This window comes from Siminovitchia fortis, assembly GCF_007681465.1.
In the GTDB taxonomy this organism is placed as follows: Bacteria; Bacillota; Bacilli; order Bacillales; family Bacillaceae_C; genus Siminovitchia; species Siminovitchia fortis.
The window spans coordinates 63,992-80,276 of sequence record NZ_VEKZ01000008.1; the positions used below are offsets into that span (position 1 = coordinate 63,992).

At 43.5% G+C, this 16,285-nt stretch carries 10 protein-coding genes; 3 read left to right on the forward strand and 7 right to left on the reverse strand.

The window, feature by feature from the left end:
* Positions 1-120 precede the first annotated feature (120 nt).
* The 4 genes from essC to FS666_RS04760 form a co-directional block, all read right to left on the reverse strand.
* Positions 121-4,593 carry a type VII secretion protein EssC gene (gene essC, locus FS666_RS04745; RefSeq protein WP_144460775.1) on the reverse strand — a complete coding sequence of 1,491 codons (4,473 nt, stop codon included), beginning with the start codon at positions 4,591-4,593 and terminating at the stop codon, positions 121-123.
* A complete protein-coding gene (gene essB, locus FS666_RS04750; protein ID WP_144460774.1) occupies positions 4,593-5,867 on the reverse strand; it encodes a type VII secretion protein EssB in 1,275 nt (424 codons plus the stop codon). The genes essC and essB overlap by 1 nt, the downstream gene beginning before the upstream one ends.
* Positions 5,868-5,901: 34 nt before the next feature.
* Positions 5,902-6,141: an ESX secretion system protein YukD gene (yukD, locus tag FS666_RS04755; protein ID WP_120069921.1), complete on the reverse strand. Its 240-nt coding sequence runs from the start codon at positions 6,139-6,141 to the stop codon at positions 5,902-5,904.
* A 77-nt stretch (positions 6,142-6,218) separates the two neighbouring features.
* On the reverse strand, positions 6,219-6,509 hold the full coding sequence (locus tag FS666_RS04760; RefSeq protein WP_144460773.1) for a WXG100 family type VII secretion target: 291 nt from the start codon (positions 6,507-6,509) through the stop codon (positions 6,219-6,221).
* Between the two features lie 323 nt (positions 6,510-6,832).
* Between FS666_RS04760 and esaA the strand changes: the two genes are divergently transcribed.
* The 3 genes from esaA (at position 6,833) to FS666_RS04775 (ending at position 12,236) form a co-directional block, all read left to right on the forward strand.
* A complete protein-coding gene (esaA, locus tag FS666_RS04765; protein ID WP_144460772.1) occupies positions 6,833-9,871 on the forward strand; it encodes a type VII secretion protein EsaA in 3,039 nt (1,012 codons plus the stop codon).
* The gene (locus FS666_RS04770; protein ID WP_120069914.1) at positions 9,861-10,325 is read left to right on the forward strand and encodes a YueC family protein; all 465 of its coding nucleotides are present in this window, start codon (positions 9,861-9,863) and stop codon (positions 10,323-10,325) included. Before esaA ends, FS666_RS04770 begins: the two co-directional genes overlap by 11 nt.
* A 780-nt stretch (positions 10,326-11,105) precedes the next feature.
* The gene (locus FS666_RS04775; protein ID WP_128205393.1) at positions 11,106-12,236 is read left to right on the forward strand and encodes a hypothetical protein; all 1,131 of its coding nucleotides are present in this window, start codon (positions 11,106-11,108) and stop codon (positions 12,234-12,236) included.
* A gap of 631 nt (positions 12,237-12,867) precedes the next feature.
* On the opposite strand, the gene ptsP is transcribed toward FS666_RS04775, so the two are convergent.
* The 3 genes from ptsP to nagA all read right to left on the reverse strand — a co-directional run bounded on the left by ptsP (position 12,868) and on the right by nagA (position 16,254).
* Positions 12,868-14,583, reverse strand: coding sequence for a phosphoenolpyruvate--protein phosphotransferase (gene ptsP, locus FS666_RS04780; protein WP_235870274.1), 1,716 nt, complete (start codon positions 14,581-14,583; stop codon positions 12,868-12,870).
* Entirely contained in the window at positions 14,583-14,849 is a 267-nt protein-coding gene (locus FS666_RS04785; RefSeq protein ID WP_120069908.1) for a phosphocarrier protein HPr, read from the reverse strand. The genes ptsP and FS666_RS04785 overlap by 1 nt, the downstream gene beginning before the upstream one ends.
* Positions 14,850-15,006: 157 nt before the next feature.
* Entirely contained in the window at positions 15,007-16,254 is a 1,248-nt protein-coding gene (gene nagA, locus FS666_RS04790; RefSeq protein WP_120069904.1) for an N-acetylglucosamine-6-phosphate deacetylase, read from the reverse strand.
* Positions 16,255-16,285: the final 31 nt, after the last annotated feature.

Here is a 16,285-nt window from a genome sequence, read left to right on the forward strand (position 1 = left end):
TTCATCCTTCTTCACCGAATAAAACCCCATTCTTACTGTCAAGAATCTTAACGATTTTAAAAGTTTCGTTCAGCCCTCGCCAGACGACAAAATCAAAAGCAGCGATGACTGGTTAACATATTATACAAGGACAAGCAGATCTTCTTTTACCACTTCCGGGATTTTGATTTTCACATCTTGCCCATTGACGATATGGTAACCAAATCCCTCTCCCAATGTCTCTTTGCGATCCATCGTAAAGCTTATCACGCTCTGCCCCGATTTTTTCATTAGAAGTATATGTTGTCGGACAGTCTTTAATTGTTCAATAACTGGACTGCGCCCCAAACTGATTTCTCGATGATTTGCTGCGGCTATGACTTGGAACTGTAAATGCCCGAACGTTTTCATCATATCCGCAAAAGCAGTTTCTTTCGTCATGCCCAGTGCCTGTTTAAAGTCTGCAACATTATCAATAACAAAGAGATAAGGAGAGAAAGCAGGAAATTCCATCCCCTGACTTAATGCCTCTTCATATTGAGACTTTCGTGATTCCATCACTCGCATCGCTTCTTCCATCTCTTGATTCAATACTTCCGGCGCCATTACATAGGACACTCTTTCATGGCGATTGAAATCAAATAACGGGCGATCGACCCCATCAAATACGACAATCTTTTCAATGTTATCGTGCTCAAGATAGAACGAAAGCATGACTTTCAACATATTTGACTTTCCACGCTGTGGTTCACCAACAACCAATGTGTGCGCCCCTGCATCCTCAGCCATATAGACCGGCTGCACAGTCTCTTCGTTCAGGCCGAGTGGGATTCCTGGTTGAGGATCTTCTTCCAAGCGTTGCCGAAACCCGGCAAGTGTCAAGGTATTCGGCAACATGACCATCGATTTTGGCAGTGCCGAACCTTCATAGCGGCTATTGATCGTTTGGATACGTGCTTTCACGTTTTCAATTACTTCAAAGTCCGTTTCCCCTTCTGCTGGCAAGTACGTATGGGCAAGCCAGTTTTTGCCTTTTGCGACAATCATTCGACCCGGGACAGACTCAATCGCAAATGGAACCCTTCCAAGTAACGATGTGACATCGGTTCTATCAATCATATAATGACAAATCTTCATATTCATGCTGTTTAAGAGCACAGGCTTCACTGCGTTTCTTGCAGTTACGGTTACAAAGACGTAAATGCCGCGTGATTGACCATCTCGGGCGAACCGAGTGAAGGCCGGGACTAGGTCTGGATACTCTTCCGGCAAGATGTCATAGTTATCGATGACAATGAAAATCGATGGCAATGGCTCGTCACTCACCTCATTGTAAACGGAGATGCTGCTCACTTCTTTTTCCATAAACAGCTCACCGCGGCGCTCCATTTCTTTTTCAATGTAGTCAATGAGCTTTTCTAACTTACGTCCTTCATCCAATTTAATATAATCCCCGGTATGACGAAGCTGGCGCAATGGCAGAAGAGCACCGTTCCCGAAGTCGAGCAAATAATAGTTAACTTGCTCAGGCGACCGTTTTTCCGCAAATGCCAAGAGTAACGTCATGAGCGTCATCGACTTTCCGTATCCGCTCATACCAAAGATCATTAAATTGCCGCTCTTGCCCCAATCGTAACTAATGGGGAATTGTCGTTGATTTTCCGGGTCATCGGCAAGGGCAAACGGGAATGCTTGCGAATCATCTTCTTCGTAACTTTTAGCATCATAGAAGATCCGCTCTTCCAATGGGTCAAGCCATGGGCTTTTCGCCGGAACAATCTCCAATTGCTCTGTTGTTGTTACAATTTCTTCGACAATCGCCTCAATCTCGGTGATGCTTTCAAGTTTACTGTCCTCTTCCATCTCCGCTCGTGAAACAAGCTTTAAACCGAGATCTGTCACATAAGCAATCTCCTCTTCCCCCTCGTGTGCTGACCGCATGTACTGTGCACCGCTCCATGCGCTTTGGAACAAATCGTATTGCTCGTTACTGCCAATTTGCAAATAGCCCCGTCCCGTTTCTTTAATATATGCGGCATCCTCATTTTTCAAAATTTCTCTTGAATCCGTGGCATTTTGTACTTTCAAAGCGATCCGAAAACGGGAGTTGCTCCAGATTTGTCCGTCCACAACTCCGCTCGGCTTTTGTGTCGCCAGGAGAAGATGTACACCAAGCGAGCGCCCAATGCGCGCCGCAGATACAAGCTCTTTAATAAATTCCGGCTCCTCATTTTTTAGCTCCGCAAATTCATCGGAAATAATAAAGAGGTGCGGCATCGGCTCTTTAGCGACACCTGATTTATACAGTTCCGTATAGTCGTTAATATGGTTAACGGTATGTTCATCAAATAAGCGTTGCCGCTTCTTTAGTTCTGATCGAATGGAGGCAAGGGCGCGCAAACTAAAGTTTTCACTCTCTGCAATATTGGTGATCACACCAAGGAGATGCGGCATCCCTTTAAATGGCTGCGCCATTCCGCCCCCTTTGTAGTCAATGAGCAAGAAGGCAACTTCATGGGGGTGGTAGTTGACGGCTAAAGACAAAATATAGGTTTGTAAGAACTCTGATTTCCCTGATCCTGTTGTTCCTGCAAGCAATCCGTGGGGACCATGCATCTTTTCATGTGCATCCAGCTCAAGCACCTCATCTTTTGCTTTAAAGCCGATTGGCACTGCAAGGGATTTAGTGCTGTCATTCAATTGCCAGCGTTTATTGATTTTTAAATCTTTCGCCTGCTTAACCGCTGGGAACATTTCCATAAAGGACACCATGTCAGGGATTGAACGCCTCATACCCTGTTGATGATGCAAAGAGGCAAGCATGCGGGCATAGTTTTCGTTCGACGGATCGTACGGATCAAACTGGAAGCGTTTATGAATCGAAATATTCCTTAGCAGAACAATTTCCCCTTCGTTTCGGTTTACTGCTTTCACAATTGTATGTACATGTTCATTTAAGTTTTGAGCCACATCTGTTAAAAAAATGACGGTGAAGCCGAGCTGTTTATCTTTCCCTTCCAAATATTCCATAATGCCGTGTTCCGCAATCAGTGAACGGTTTGCGACAAAGAAAACGATGTGCGGAAGGAATTTTTTTCCTTCTTTCTTCTTCTCAAATTCTTCTTTTTGCGCCAAGTCTCGCTCACGCAGCATGTGATACAATGGATTTAAAATGTATTCACACGCCTTTTCATCATAAATGAAGCCTTTTGCCTCTGAACCAGGCAATTGAAAATGTGGTAACCAGCGCATCCACTCCCATTTCCTGCGCTGTTCTTCATGTAAAACCGCGACAAACCTTAAGTCATGATAACTGTGCGCAAAAGCGAGTTGCCCAATGATTTGCGATACTTCACGTTCCACAATGGAAGGCTTTCCGACATATCCGAGCGCACCGCGGGCAACACTTAAACGAAGCGGGGCATCCTCTAGGTGTGAATACTTGTCACGTAACCGCTCAAAATCCTCCATCAGCTCATCCCGATCACGATTCGATAACTCATCACCCGGTTGATTTAATTCAAAGCTGGCGGGTACAGACGAGCGTCCAATTCGAACATCTAAAAAGTCGGCGTTATCAATGGTCCTCTCCCAAATACGGCTGCTGACACGAAGTGTCATATCCTTCATCTGTTCAAACGTCGGCAAATGATACGAAAGCGCGTGCCTTTGCGCTTCCGCCAGCGCCTGCAATTCATCCCGCTTCATCTCTAAATAGCGAGTGTACACACGTTTACGCTTTTCTTCTTTTTGCTTCCGTTTTTTCTTCTCGCGAAAAAACATCATTGTCGCCACAAACGCCATTACCGTCATAATCGGGACAGACATGAACAACATCCACGTGCGTTTCAATGTAATCGAAATTGTGACCATGATCACGATAATTGAAACCGGCGGCAGCAAAACCAACCACAGTGGCCGAGTCGGATCATCCACTTCTTCAGACGGCATAGAGAAATCCACTTTTTCCGTCGGTTGTTCATAGATCATACGCGGCGTACGACGGTAAATAGGATACTGCTGCTGCATAAGGGACGTTGGCGTTTCTACCTGGGTCAACGTCGTTTCATAAGGTTCACTGCTTTCAACTGCCAAAATATCCCCATCTAAAATTTTCAAAAGCACGCGTCCAAAAAGAAGCTCATCACCGTCTAATATACGGGTCGGTGTGGACACTTTCACTCCATTCACATATGGAGCTTGCGTCCCTTCTTTCGGATAGAGCGTCCATTTCTTCCTTTCACAGAGCAACGTGCAATCCGCCTGAATATCTAACGGTAAAACAACATTGGCAGCAGACTTATTGGAAATGGTCACAAGATTCATATGACCCATGTAATATCTTTTTTTACTCGGAGCCTCTTTTATATATAGAAAAGAATACGGTTGACCGTCTATGTCCAAGTTGCATGATTCACCAGAAGAAAGGGTATAAAGCTCTTCCTCTCCACACGTAATCAAGCACTGACCGTCTTGATCACGGACTTGTATGTCTTTTTGTAAACAAGAAATACGCACCTTCGCTTGTTCCCCTTGGCCAATAACAGCAGGGAGCCCATCTACCGCTGCCCTTTGCACATACTGATCGTAATAAACCCACAATGTCGAGGACATTATTTGTCACCTCCATCCTTTTCCTTCTCATGATCGTTTTGCCCTTCGTCTTTTCCTTCCCGGTTGTCTGGATTACCTTCATCATTCGGCTGGAGTGGTTCCTCTTCCTCCGCTAATTCCTCAAGTTCATGCATATAATTATCGATCTCCGCTTCAATCTCCTTGAGCAAGTCTTCCCGCTCTTTTCCTGACAGCTTATTATCATTTTTGACTTCTTCTCGACGCTTCAAATTGGCATATACGAGCCACTCTTTATCTTGAAGCCCGCGGGCAATATCAATGGCTTCTTCATTCTCGCCCCGTCCAATCGCAATCCAGTAATCGAAATAAGGCTCTGCAGCCTGTAGTACAAGCACATTTTTAAGGTTTTCCCGATGATAGTCTTGCAATGGTTCTACTGCGACATAAGATTGCGCGAGTTCATATTTTACAACGCGGGGCATGCTGCTTGGCGAATACGGTTCAAGGGTATCAATGATTTCACTATAGTTTTCATTTAAGAAAGCGGCATGGCTAGCGGTGAATGCTTCTTGGCGTGGCTGTAAAAAGACAAGGACGTACACAATATACACGATCGCTGGCACAAGCGCGGAAATGAGCCCGATGCCTATCCACTTTTGTAGGGTCCACCTTTTTTTCGGTACTTTATGTAATTGCTTCTCTTGTTGCTCCTGTTCTCGAATCCAATCACAAACAAGTTCACGTAATCCTTCTAACGTTGTTTGTTGACTGAGAGCTGTTGCTCTTTGTGATAATTTTAATGTATCATGATGATTCATATATTCATTGAATCTATAGTTCCCATCCAAAAGTACTAGTAATGTCGTACGTAATTCAAGAAATAATCTGTCGGGGGTTTTTTCATATGGGGGGATGCTGTCTTTCACACCGTAATGGATAAATGTCACCTCCAACCCATCACTGACAAGCACGTTCTCCGGGCTGACAATCAAATGAAGTCTATCATTATCATGTTGGATGACTTTTTGGATCAATGCGTGGGCAACAAAGAGTTTCACACTTTCTTCTTTGTTTTTAAGCGTACCAAACGGCCTCAAAGGGACCACTGGTCGCACTTTAATGACAAAGTCGTCTTCATTTTGTTCGATTTCTCTCGTAGTGAGCGGATCACAACCGTCTAGTACCCTTGCTTCTAACGTATCATTTAATTGAATCTCTTCATTTTGAAATGTAATAGTATAATAGCCGTTTTCATCTTTACCTAACCGCATACCTAGTCGTTCTTCTAAATAAAGTCGTTTTCTCTCACTCATTTTTCCAACTCTGCCCCTCTCCTATGGCCGATGTTCACAGTATCACTAAACGGTCACCATTTGTGACACCATGGTCTCCCAGGATCTGATCTCCCGCAAGTATCCGCGCTTTGTTTTCAATCCGGATATAATCCCCCTCTCGCCGCTGTTGATTCAGCTTTTCAACTTCCCACACAATGTCGATGAACTTGCGCACAGTGTATTGGTCGGATAGACGCAAATCAATTTCCTTTTCTGAATAATTACGCAAGTCAACCGTTACTTTTATGTACACAAAAACACCTCTCTCAAAAGAAAGAGCAATCACAATCCACAATAACATGAATCGCGATTGCGCTTTCGTAAAATGAATTAGTATCCAATGCGGCTACGGATTTCTTGGTCTGTCGTTTCCACAACGTTCGCAATATCTTCCGTTTGTGCTCCCAGCTCTTCGTACAACTGGATAAGCTCTTCCACATGCTTCCGTTTGTCTTGCCACTGTTCGGCAAATCCTTGGAATGCCTCCCCTTCCCAAGTAGAGCCCAGCTTCATAATACGTGCATCTCCTCTTTGAAGTAGCTCTTGGTACGATGCTGCATCCGCACGAGTCTCATTTGCCTCGGTGCGTAATTCATCTGGTGTCATACGAATTTGTGCCATGAAAAAACCCCTCCTAAAGATTTCGGTTTTTCTATAAATACATAATTATTGTAAGAGTGGAATTATTGCGGTGTCAACCTTTTTCGAGTATATTCAGGGATCTCGGATCTAATCTTTCCCCAATCTAGCCGATATGGTCCCTAAAACTCCAGTATTATGCTTCGCTGCCACTCTCATAATCATGATCAACCTCATAATACTTTCCATTTATTTATACTTTCACACAAAATGGTGTTTTTATCAATTGTTGTTTCTGTTACGATAATAAGGAAATCGTGACATACAGTCGTGATAATCATATAAAGAAGGAGGATTTGTAGACTGTGAGAAGCAAGAAAAACGGTGTCATCAGCCTACTCATCGCCATTCTAATCATCGCTGCGATACCCATCGGCTTTTTTAATTACATTGGGCCTGAACCAATGTTTCGTCCAAAAAACACGACAGAGCAAATCGCAATAGTTAACGAAGATGATGGTTTTCTTCGAGCAAAAGATGACCTCGTCACGCTAGGACAAGATGCGATTCAAACGATTGAAGGCGGTGATTCTGAGTACGAATGGCCTGTTGTCAGCCGGACCGCCGCTCAATCAGGGCTGAAAAACAAGGAATACGATGCTATCATCTATATTCCTTCCTCATTTTCACGCGACATTATGTCATTTAAGGAGGAAGTACCGAGAATCACCAATATTCGCTTTGAGATATCGCCACACCTAAACGCGAAAAACCAAGAACGTGTCCAAAAAGAGCTGGAAGCCGCCCAACAAAAGCTGAACGGGCAAGTTACAGCCATGTATTGGCGTTATGTGAGTGAAGAAATTAACGAAGTTCAAACGAACTTTGGTAAAATACTAGACAAAGAGATCGATTTCTTAAATGAAATGTATTCGTTTTACGCTCCTAGCTCACAAGAACTTGGGAAAGAAATTGATCGCCAGCGTGAGCGCTTAAGGCAGCTATTTTTCAACTCGAAAGAGGCGGCAGGTATTGCAGGAAATTCACAAAGCAGCTTGACAGAAGCAGAAAAAGCTTTTGAAACGCTCACGAACAATATCGACACGTACCTGGCTTATCAAGCAGATACAGCAGATTCCTTACAATTAATCGATCTTGAAAATGAACAGCTGATAAATGAAGCATCCGTCGAGTTCAACACATTATTAGAAGATGGTGAGAGACGGATCAGAGAAGGCCAAGAACCCTTTCAGCCACAATTAGAAAATGAAGGGAACAGCGTATACGACTATTTGAAAACAATTCGTGTCGGGCTAGGTACTCTTAATCAACAAATGCAAGGCTTTGAAGCGAATATGAGCACCTCTTTTCAGGCATTAAATCAGGAAGTTGACCTCCTGCCGCAGTCATACATAGATGTCATTACAAATTACAATCAGCAAGACGATTTGAATGCCTTTTTATCTAAAATGGAATCAACTCTCGTTAAACGTAAGGACCTGACTCAAAAAACTCCCGATGAGCAACAGCGGCCAAGTGCACCACAAGATGAATTGAATGGGCTGCAACCAAGTACGCTTGACGAGGTACAGGGGAAAATCGAATCCATAAAAGAATTGCTTACCAAGCTTGAACCGGAAAAAGAGAAGCCTAAGCCTGATCCAGTGCCAGAGCCAGAGCCAGAAACTAAACCTGGATCACCGGGTGAACCGGACGACGATCCCGGACAAGAAGACACATTAGGGCAGTCCGAAGATAATGACCAAGACAATAAAATGGATTCAGGAGAACAGCCTGAACAACCTGAACAGCCAGAAGAACCACAGCAACCAGATGGCCGTTCCCCGTATACGACCTGGGAAGAAGCAATTGCCCTTATTGAGCAGCTAGAAAATGAATTGAACAGCCAAAAGACAAACATCAAAAACAATCACGATCTCGTATCTAGTTATGTCGACTATTTAGAAAAACTGCAGCGCTACGTGGATCAATTAGAAGAAAGTACAGAGGAGCTGCCGAGCTTATTGATAGACAAAATTCAGCAGCGCGAACAGCAGATTTTATCATCTAAACCTGCAGATGAATTTGCGTCTCGCTTTAGGGACTCTATCCAAAATCGTGATCCTGACTTACTGATGGATTATTACGGATTACTTTCCGAGCTTGAACTAACCCTGCAAAACTATCGTTCTAGCAGCACTTTAAATCGGGAACATGCAGATGCGGCGATTATGCAATTTGCTCGTATGGGAGAGTTAAGAGAGCAAATCCTTGAGTCACAAGAAAACGTGACATCCTTTATGTTCTTAACCAAGGATATTAAACAATTCCAGAAATTCTCTACAGATGCACGTACCGAAATGGATACTCTTCTTGAAGATACGAATACCCTGCTCAATGATCTAAGTGCTAAAATAAAAGAAGAACAACAGCATATTTTATCATTGGTTAATGAAACGCATGTACACGCGGGCAACGCTTTAGAGCAAATAAAGAGTAACCGCAAACCAATCGAAATTGAAGCTGGGCCAATCGAGGGCCTTGACGGCCACCTTGTGCAGGTGAGTTATCAAGCTTCTCTAATGGAGGTCAAACAACTTGGCGATGCAGTATCCTCTCTTAGCAAGCACCAAGACGATTTGATTGGGTCAACGGAAGAAATGTTTGGACAAGTCTCAAGTGTCCAAAGCAAATCTGATGATCTAAATACCCGATGGAAAAAAAGTGTGGATACAACAAAACTTGTACACGACAATTTGAATGACATCCTTCATAATGCGATTAACGATGGCTATTACAACGACTACGTTTACAAACACTTATCCAACCCGGTCAACGTTGCCGGAGAACAAGTGGAAGGACCTGCCGAACCGAATACGCCACCGGTTGTCATGCTTGTGATTATTTTGCTTGTCAGCCTGCTGATTGGATATTTGGCCCACCATTATAGGAATTTGCCTATCCCTGTGCATCTATCACTATATGTCATTTTATCTGTTGCTCTTGGATTAATCATTGGCATATACGGGCTTAATATCTATAAAATGTCGGAGGCACAAGCCATTCAATGGTCCATTATTACGGTACTGCTTGTTCTGGCTACATCAGGGGTGATGTGCTTAATGCTCATGATCGGACCATGGATAGGAGCACTCGGGAGCACTTTAATCATTTTCCTATTTACCACTCCGCTCCTTGATATGGCGTTGCCAAACTTTAGTTCCAATAACCCGATCGCCGAACTATTCATATCCATTCAACATCAAGAAAAAAGCCTATTCTTGCCAGGTGCTGCGGTACTAGTCGCCATCACCTGCTTTTCGATCGCAATAATGGTAGCTAAACACATTTACAAAAATCAACAATTACGTCATTCAGCAGAGGAAGAGGAATATGAAGTTTAAACGTTTGACTGTTTGTTGTGGTGTAGCAGCAGTGTTCCTTATAGGATTTTCTTCCGTCTCTTTTGGGGCGGAAGAACCTGCGCGTACGGATCCCGCTGAGTACCAAGAGCATGAAATCCGGTCCAATTTACGAAAAGATTTCACTTCAGAAGAGGCACAAGAGCCGGTACCTGAAGAAGTGCGTAAGTTACAATTCGATCAACCACGAGAACAAGAATACGATGAAATGATTCATACCCTCTCTTTCACAGGAGAAGATAAAGTCACAACTGAAATGATAGCAAGTCATATTGGACTGTTTGATACAGAAAATCCTTTGCCGCAACAGACACCTAACAATGATGATTCATCCGCCGCTTGGCTCCCTTGGGCACTGGGTGGTGTTGTGGTGGCTCTCTTTTTAATGTTGTTTTTGTATATCTTGCCTAAAGGGTTTAAGCAAATGGAGCAGTAAAATCATTCTCGGGCTGTCCGAAAAGTCAATTTTTCGACTTTTGGAAGCCCTTTTTCTGTTCAAAAATGCTGATATAACCGGATTCTTAATTTTTGAGTTTTTTAGGATTTGGTTCAATCTTACTTGGAAAATCTTTTATCACCTTTTACTCCAACGATTGCAGATCTGGGGGCTGAATTTTTTCAACTTCGCGGGCAAAACTTCTAAAACGCCGCCACCGTAGCTTAAAACCAAGCCCTTTAGGGAACAGCCGTTTCATGGTAAGATTTATAGGACGCCATTAAATCTATTGAAATGAGTGAGGGGTTATGAAGCAGAAAAAGAAAATTGGGGCTATATGTTTATTTCTTGCCAATCTCATAAATTCGTTTATAGGAATCGCTGCTGCTTTTCTTATCCTTGCATTGGCAGATTGGGGGGCAACCCATTCCAACTAGCCATCATTATCATAGTTGCCATTTTTTTAGGTATAGTCACCCTCAACTGGATTGGCTTCATCCAAATTACTCGTTCTTAAAGAAAAAATGGCTTGTTTATTTTTTTGTGCTAGGCTTATTGAATATCGCCTGCTCTGTCATCGTCTTAAACAGCATTTCACATGCGTATGTCTATGCCACCACTGGGGAACTAATCTTAAAGCCCCAAGCCATTATCCCGTTAATTCCTGCCATACTTTACTTCACTTCCTGTATTTTATTAAAAGATGTAAACGAAACGAAATAGGGGGCTGAGTCTAACACTATGTCATGGCAAAAAAAAACGCAAATTGGAGCGATACATATGAAAAATTTATGGTTAGTCATTTTACTTATCACTGCATTGGTCGTTATTGGATGTAGCAATGAATCGAAGGAATCAACTACATCCGAGGAATCATCAGCACAAGCAGAAAACCGAGAAAAAAAAGTAACAGCAGCTGAAGAAAAAGATAACTCTGCACCGCTTATCGATGAAAATAATCCATTAAATGAACGAGCAATGTTGGAAGAAGCAATGAATCGTCAAAGAGACGTGTTAAAATTAAGCTTCATAACGGATGATTATCGAAATGGCCGAGTAGGTGTCGGTTATTATCCTTTGGATGATGAGTTTTCATACGGAGCAAGCTACACGTACCCTCATATCATTTCTTCCATTTTCTTTGAAGGTGGAACGACTAATCTAACATCCGATAATGGGCATATCGATACCTCCAACGGAGAAAAACTTGATCACGACTCATTGGATGCATTGTATGGCGCTTATGAGTTTTCGGGTGAAGATACGTACTACATTACCGGTGAAGATAAAAACGGTACAAGTTATATCGTGAAAGCTGGCCATTCAGATGAAGGATATACAAATGAGATGATGAAGCTTATGGGCAAATCAATGAAAACAGAAGAGGAAGGTGCATACGATCCTTTTTATCATATGTTTTCATTGGATATAGACAAACTTAAATTTCCAAAAGTAAATAAAAATCGTTCAGATATCTATGCTGCCGTCGTAGAGGTTGATAATACATTAGGTTCCAGTGCTACCATTACCTACCTGACTGGCGATGAAGATCAGCTTTCCTACAGGATCAAAGATAAGGAAAGTTTATGGGTGAATGATGACCTGTATAAAAAGATAGGCGAGGAACAGACAGCTGATGGATATAGCGTCATCGAGTATTCAGACAACGGGGAGGATGATCGTTATTTCTATTGGTCAGATGATGTGTATTATTATGAACTTGAAGTAACATCCTACAATGATAAAACGATTAATACCGAAGACATCTATACAATCATCGATTCAGCAATGAGTGACGATCGAGTATTTGCGAATAAAGCTGTTTTTGATGCAATAAATGAAAAGCCGACATTTACGGAAAATGAAAAAGAGTTAAATAAATTAATAGAAAAACTGGAAGATAAATATTAAAAAGGGAACGGGCGTTCACCGCCCGCTTCCTTCAGATTCCGCGTCGCCGCGGACACCCTTGCGTTAGGCTAACCGTTACTTCTGCCTTCACGGCTCGGGACTTGCCCCCTATAGACTGCGCCCATGCTGGGCGCACTAGTGATGGAGAGAGCAACGAAGAGAACATACATTTGTTGATTCTTTTGAACCACTTAAGCAAAAAACAGCGCTCTTAGTTAACTTTTACGGGGATCTACGTCATTTTGAAAAAAGTTCACGAACAACATCCCAAAAATTCTCAACAAATTACGTTACAGTCAGGATTCACACTACCTGACTGTAACGTAAACAAAGCTTTCCCATCCCACGTTTCGCCGCCATTATCACTAATATAAACCAACACTTGCTCTGCTCCCGACTTAGGAATAGGAGCTCCTACAATATGTTTCCAAACTGGTAGTCTGCTTTGAAGCGAGCTCGTGGCAAACCCTCTAGCAAAATTACCTCAGAACAGAACCTTTAAAGTTTTGAAAATTGCGGAGCCCTGCGTGCACCTTTAAGGGGGTACCTCTTCCGTTCTCTAGTAGACGAAGTTTCAGGCACTGTTACCCCTTCAGAGAGCTTGATCTTATCACATTTGCGAGACTGTCCCCTATTTAAAAATTTCCTTTACAGCTTCGATTACTTCATTTGTTGTTTTCATTTGCAAGGCTTTTTCTGCTAAACTCTTCATTTCGGTTTTGGAAAGAAGAAGAATTTGGGAACGTGCTTTTAGGATCGATGTTGCACTCATTGAGAATTCATCAAGTCCAAGGCCTAAGAGAAGTGGAATTGCTCTCTCATCCCCTGCCATTTCACCGCACATGCCTGCCCATTTACCTTCAGCATGTGCGGCATCAATTACCATTTTAACCATTCTTAAAATCGACGGGCTGTATGGCTGATACAGATAGGAAACACGCTGGTTCATACGATCTGCAGCCATTGTATATTGGATTAGATCATTTGTCCCAATGCTGAAAAAATCCACTTCTTTGGCAAATTGATCAGCTAAAATAGCAGCAGAAGGAGTTTCTACCATAATCCCAAGCTCGATTTTTTCTGCTACCCGTTGGCCTTCAGACAAAAGTTTTTGCGTTTCTTCTTCAAGAAGTGCTTTTGCCGACCGGAACTCATCAAGTGTGGCAATCATGGGAAACATGATTTTTAAATTTCCATAAACGCTTGCCCGAAGCAAGGCACGTAGCTGAGTACGGAACAAATCCGGGAGTTCCAAGCATAAACGAATCGCCCGAAATCCCAGGAACGGATTCATTTCCTCAGGCAGGTTTAAATACGGCAGTTCTTTATCTCCGCCAATATCAAGAGTGCGAATTACTACAGGCTTTTCTTCCATATCTTCTAATACCGTTTTAAATGCATCAAATTGTTCCTCTTCTGTCGGAAGCTGGTTACGGCCCATATATAAAAACTCCGTGCGGAATAAGCCAATGCCTTCACCACCGTTTTCCAGCACACCTTTTACATCCTCAGGGGTCCCAATATTGGCAGCAAGTTTTACATGGCATCCATCCGCTGAAACTGTACGTGCATGTAAAAGCTTTGCCCACTCCGTTTTTTTCGCTTCATGAGCTGCCTTTTTCGCTTCGTATTCTCTCACTGTATCAGCATCAGGATTGACAATGACCTTTCCATCTGTACCGTCCAGGATGACTAATGCACCATCTTGGATTTCAGCCAATGCTGTTTTTGTACCGACGACCGCCGGGATTTCCATGGAACGGGCCATAATGGCGGAGTGCGATGTACGGCCCCCCATATCTGTCACAAACCCTTTTACATATTGACGATTTAATTGTGCTGTATCGGAAGGTGTTAAATCCTTGGCAATAATAATCATTTCTTCAGAAATCATACTTGGATTGGGAATTTGTACACCTAACAGGTGGGCCATGACACGTTTGGTTACATCCCGAATATCAGCTGCGCGTTCTCTCATATATTCATTGTCCATAGATTCGAACATGGACACAAACATATCTGCGATCTCTTTTAAAGCAGCTTCAGCATTTATGCCCTCATCACAGATTTTTACCTTAACAGGCTGTATCAACTCAGGATCCGCCAGAACAAGCAAATGTGCCGCAAAAATTTCTGCCTTATCAGCACCTAATTTCCGATTTGCATGCTCTTTTATTTGTTCCAGCTCGGATTTTGCCCGATTAATCGCTTCCTCAAAACGCTTTACTTCTGCTTCCTTATCTGCTGCACCTATTTTTTCTATTTTTAATACCGGCTCTTCCAGGAGATAGGCCTTTGCAATAGCAATACCCTCTGATGCTCCTATACCTGTTAACTTGTGAATCATTATTCACCTAACCCCTGATCTTTCATTGTTTCAGCTAGAACAGCAAGCACCTCATTTTCATCCGGGCCAGAGGCAACAATTGTGATTTCAGCGCCGGTTGGAATACCAAGGGACATTACACCCATAATAGATTTTAGGTTTACACTTTTCCCTTTATACACAAGATTCACATCGGATTTAAATTTTGTTGCAGTTTGTACTAATACCGTTGCCGGACGTGCATGAATGCCGGTCTCTGCCATTACTTTAAATGTTTTTTCTGCCATAGAAATCAATCTCCCTGTTTCTTTTTCATTTGTAGAAGTTGTTCAAAAAGCCGCCAAATGATAAGCAACGAATCTCTTCGTTGGCTCGTTTCTATGCTGATTATATATAAGAGCCTACATTCCGCTGCTCGAAACCAGCTGCTTCAGGATATTTTGCTCAATTCGCGGAGTTCCTGGTGCCGCCCTTTACCCAGCAGCCGGCCACCATTACCCCGGTTACCCGATTGCCGCGGAAAATGACCAAATCGGCCACTTTGCCGGCCGCAATACTGCCAAAATACTGCTGGATCCCTAATATCCGGGCCGGGGTTGTGCTCATCATTTGAAACAGCAGCGCCGGATCGGACGTAATATGCTCATGTAAAAAGCGGTATGCCCGCTCCATCGTAAGACAACTTCCCGCCAACGTCCCATCCGCCAAAACGGCAGTGTTATTTTTTACCACTATAGGGAGTCCTCCCAAGTGATAATCGCCATTGCCTAAATCAGTAGCGCTGATCGCATCCGTGATCACAGCGATTTCCTGATTTCGCTTCGCCCGCAAGGCCAGCCTGATCATCGCCGGATGGACGTGGATGCCATCGGCGATAAACTCGGTGCTGATACCATCCGTTTCCAAGGCAAACACGATAGGTCCCGGCTCGCGATGATGAATGGTGTTCATCGCATTACACAAGTGGGTCACATGAGAGGCTCCCAGGCGAAAAGCTTCCCGGGTTTGTTCATAGTTAGCTTCGGTATGTCCGATGCTGACCAGCACGCCCTGCCGGCACAGCCGGGTAATCATCTCGGGGTGAGTCAATTTTTCCGGAGCCAAGGTAATCATCTTAATGCCGCCAGTGGCGGCCTGCTGGTAAGCGGTAAACTCTTTCATCGAAAAAGGGCGGATATGGGCTTCGTTTTGGGCCCCTTTTCGCTCCACCGCAATATAAGGCCCTTCCAAATGAATGCCGAGGGGCAATGCTCCGCTGACAGAGTCTGACTTTACAAAATCTGCTATTCCGTGTATAGCCGTCTGCTCTTGAATGAATGGCAACTTTTTCTTCCACTCCGTATATTTGTGGCAAACTTCCAGAATCTCTTCATGGGAGGCGGTTACGGTCGTTAACAGAAAACGGGTCGTGCCATAGTTGGCATGAGTGGCAGCCATTTTCTCAAATGCTTCACAGGAAGCATCCATCACATCGGCCCCGCCCCCGCCATGTACATGCAGATCAATAAATCCAGGCCCCACCAAGGCTCCTTTACAATCAAGCACGGTATAAGACGTGCTGTCAGATGGTACGTCTCCCTGTTCCCCTCTGACGGCAAAGCGCTCGATCAAGCCATCACGAATATAGAGGTCTCCCGGGAGCACACGGCCTTCAATGACAAACTCTCCATTTTTCAGCAAGTATTTCTCCATTGATGTCCCTGTCCTTTCCTGCTTCTCCCAG

What these genes read in the sequence shown, in the direction of transcription:
- essC (WP_144460775.1), bottom strand. Translation starts at nt 4,593, where the DNA reads ATGTCCTCGACATTGTGGGTTTATTACGATCAGTATGTGCAAAGGGCA.
- essB (WP_144460774.1), bottom strand. Translation starts at nt 5,867, where the DNA reads ATGAGTGAGAGAAAACGACTTTATTTAGAAGAACGACTAGGTATGCGG.
- FS666_RS04760 (WP_144460773.1), bottom strand. Translation starts at nt 6,509, where the DNA reads ATGGCACAAATTCGTATGACACCAGATGAATTACGCACCGAGGCAAAT.
- FS666_RS04770 (WP_120069914.1), top strand. Translation starts at nt 9,861, where the DNA reads ATGAAGTTTAAACGTTTGACTGTTTGTTGTGGTGTAGCAGCAGTGTTC.
- FS666_RS04775 (WP_128205393.1), top strand. Translation starts at nt 11,106, where the DNA reads ATGAAAAATTTATGGTTAGTCATTTTACTTATCACTGCATTGGTCGTT.
- ptsP (WP_235870274.1), bottom strand. Translation starts at nt 14,583, where the DNA reads ATGATTCACAAGTTAACAGGTATAGGAGCATCAGAGGGTATTGCTATT.
- FS666_RS04785 (WP_120069908.1), bottom strand. Translation starts at nt 14,849, where the DNA reads ATGGCAGAAAAAACATTTAAAGTAATGGCAGAGACCGGCATTCATGCA.
- nagA (WP_120069904.1), bottom strand. Translation starts at nt 16,254, where the DNA reads ATGGAGAAATACTTGCTGAAAAATGGAGAGTTTGTCATTGAAGGCCGT.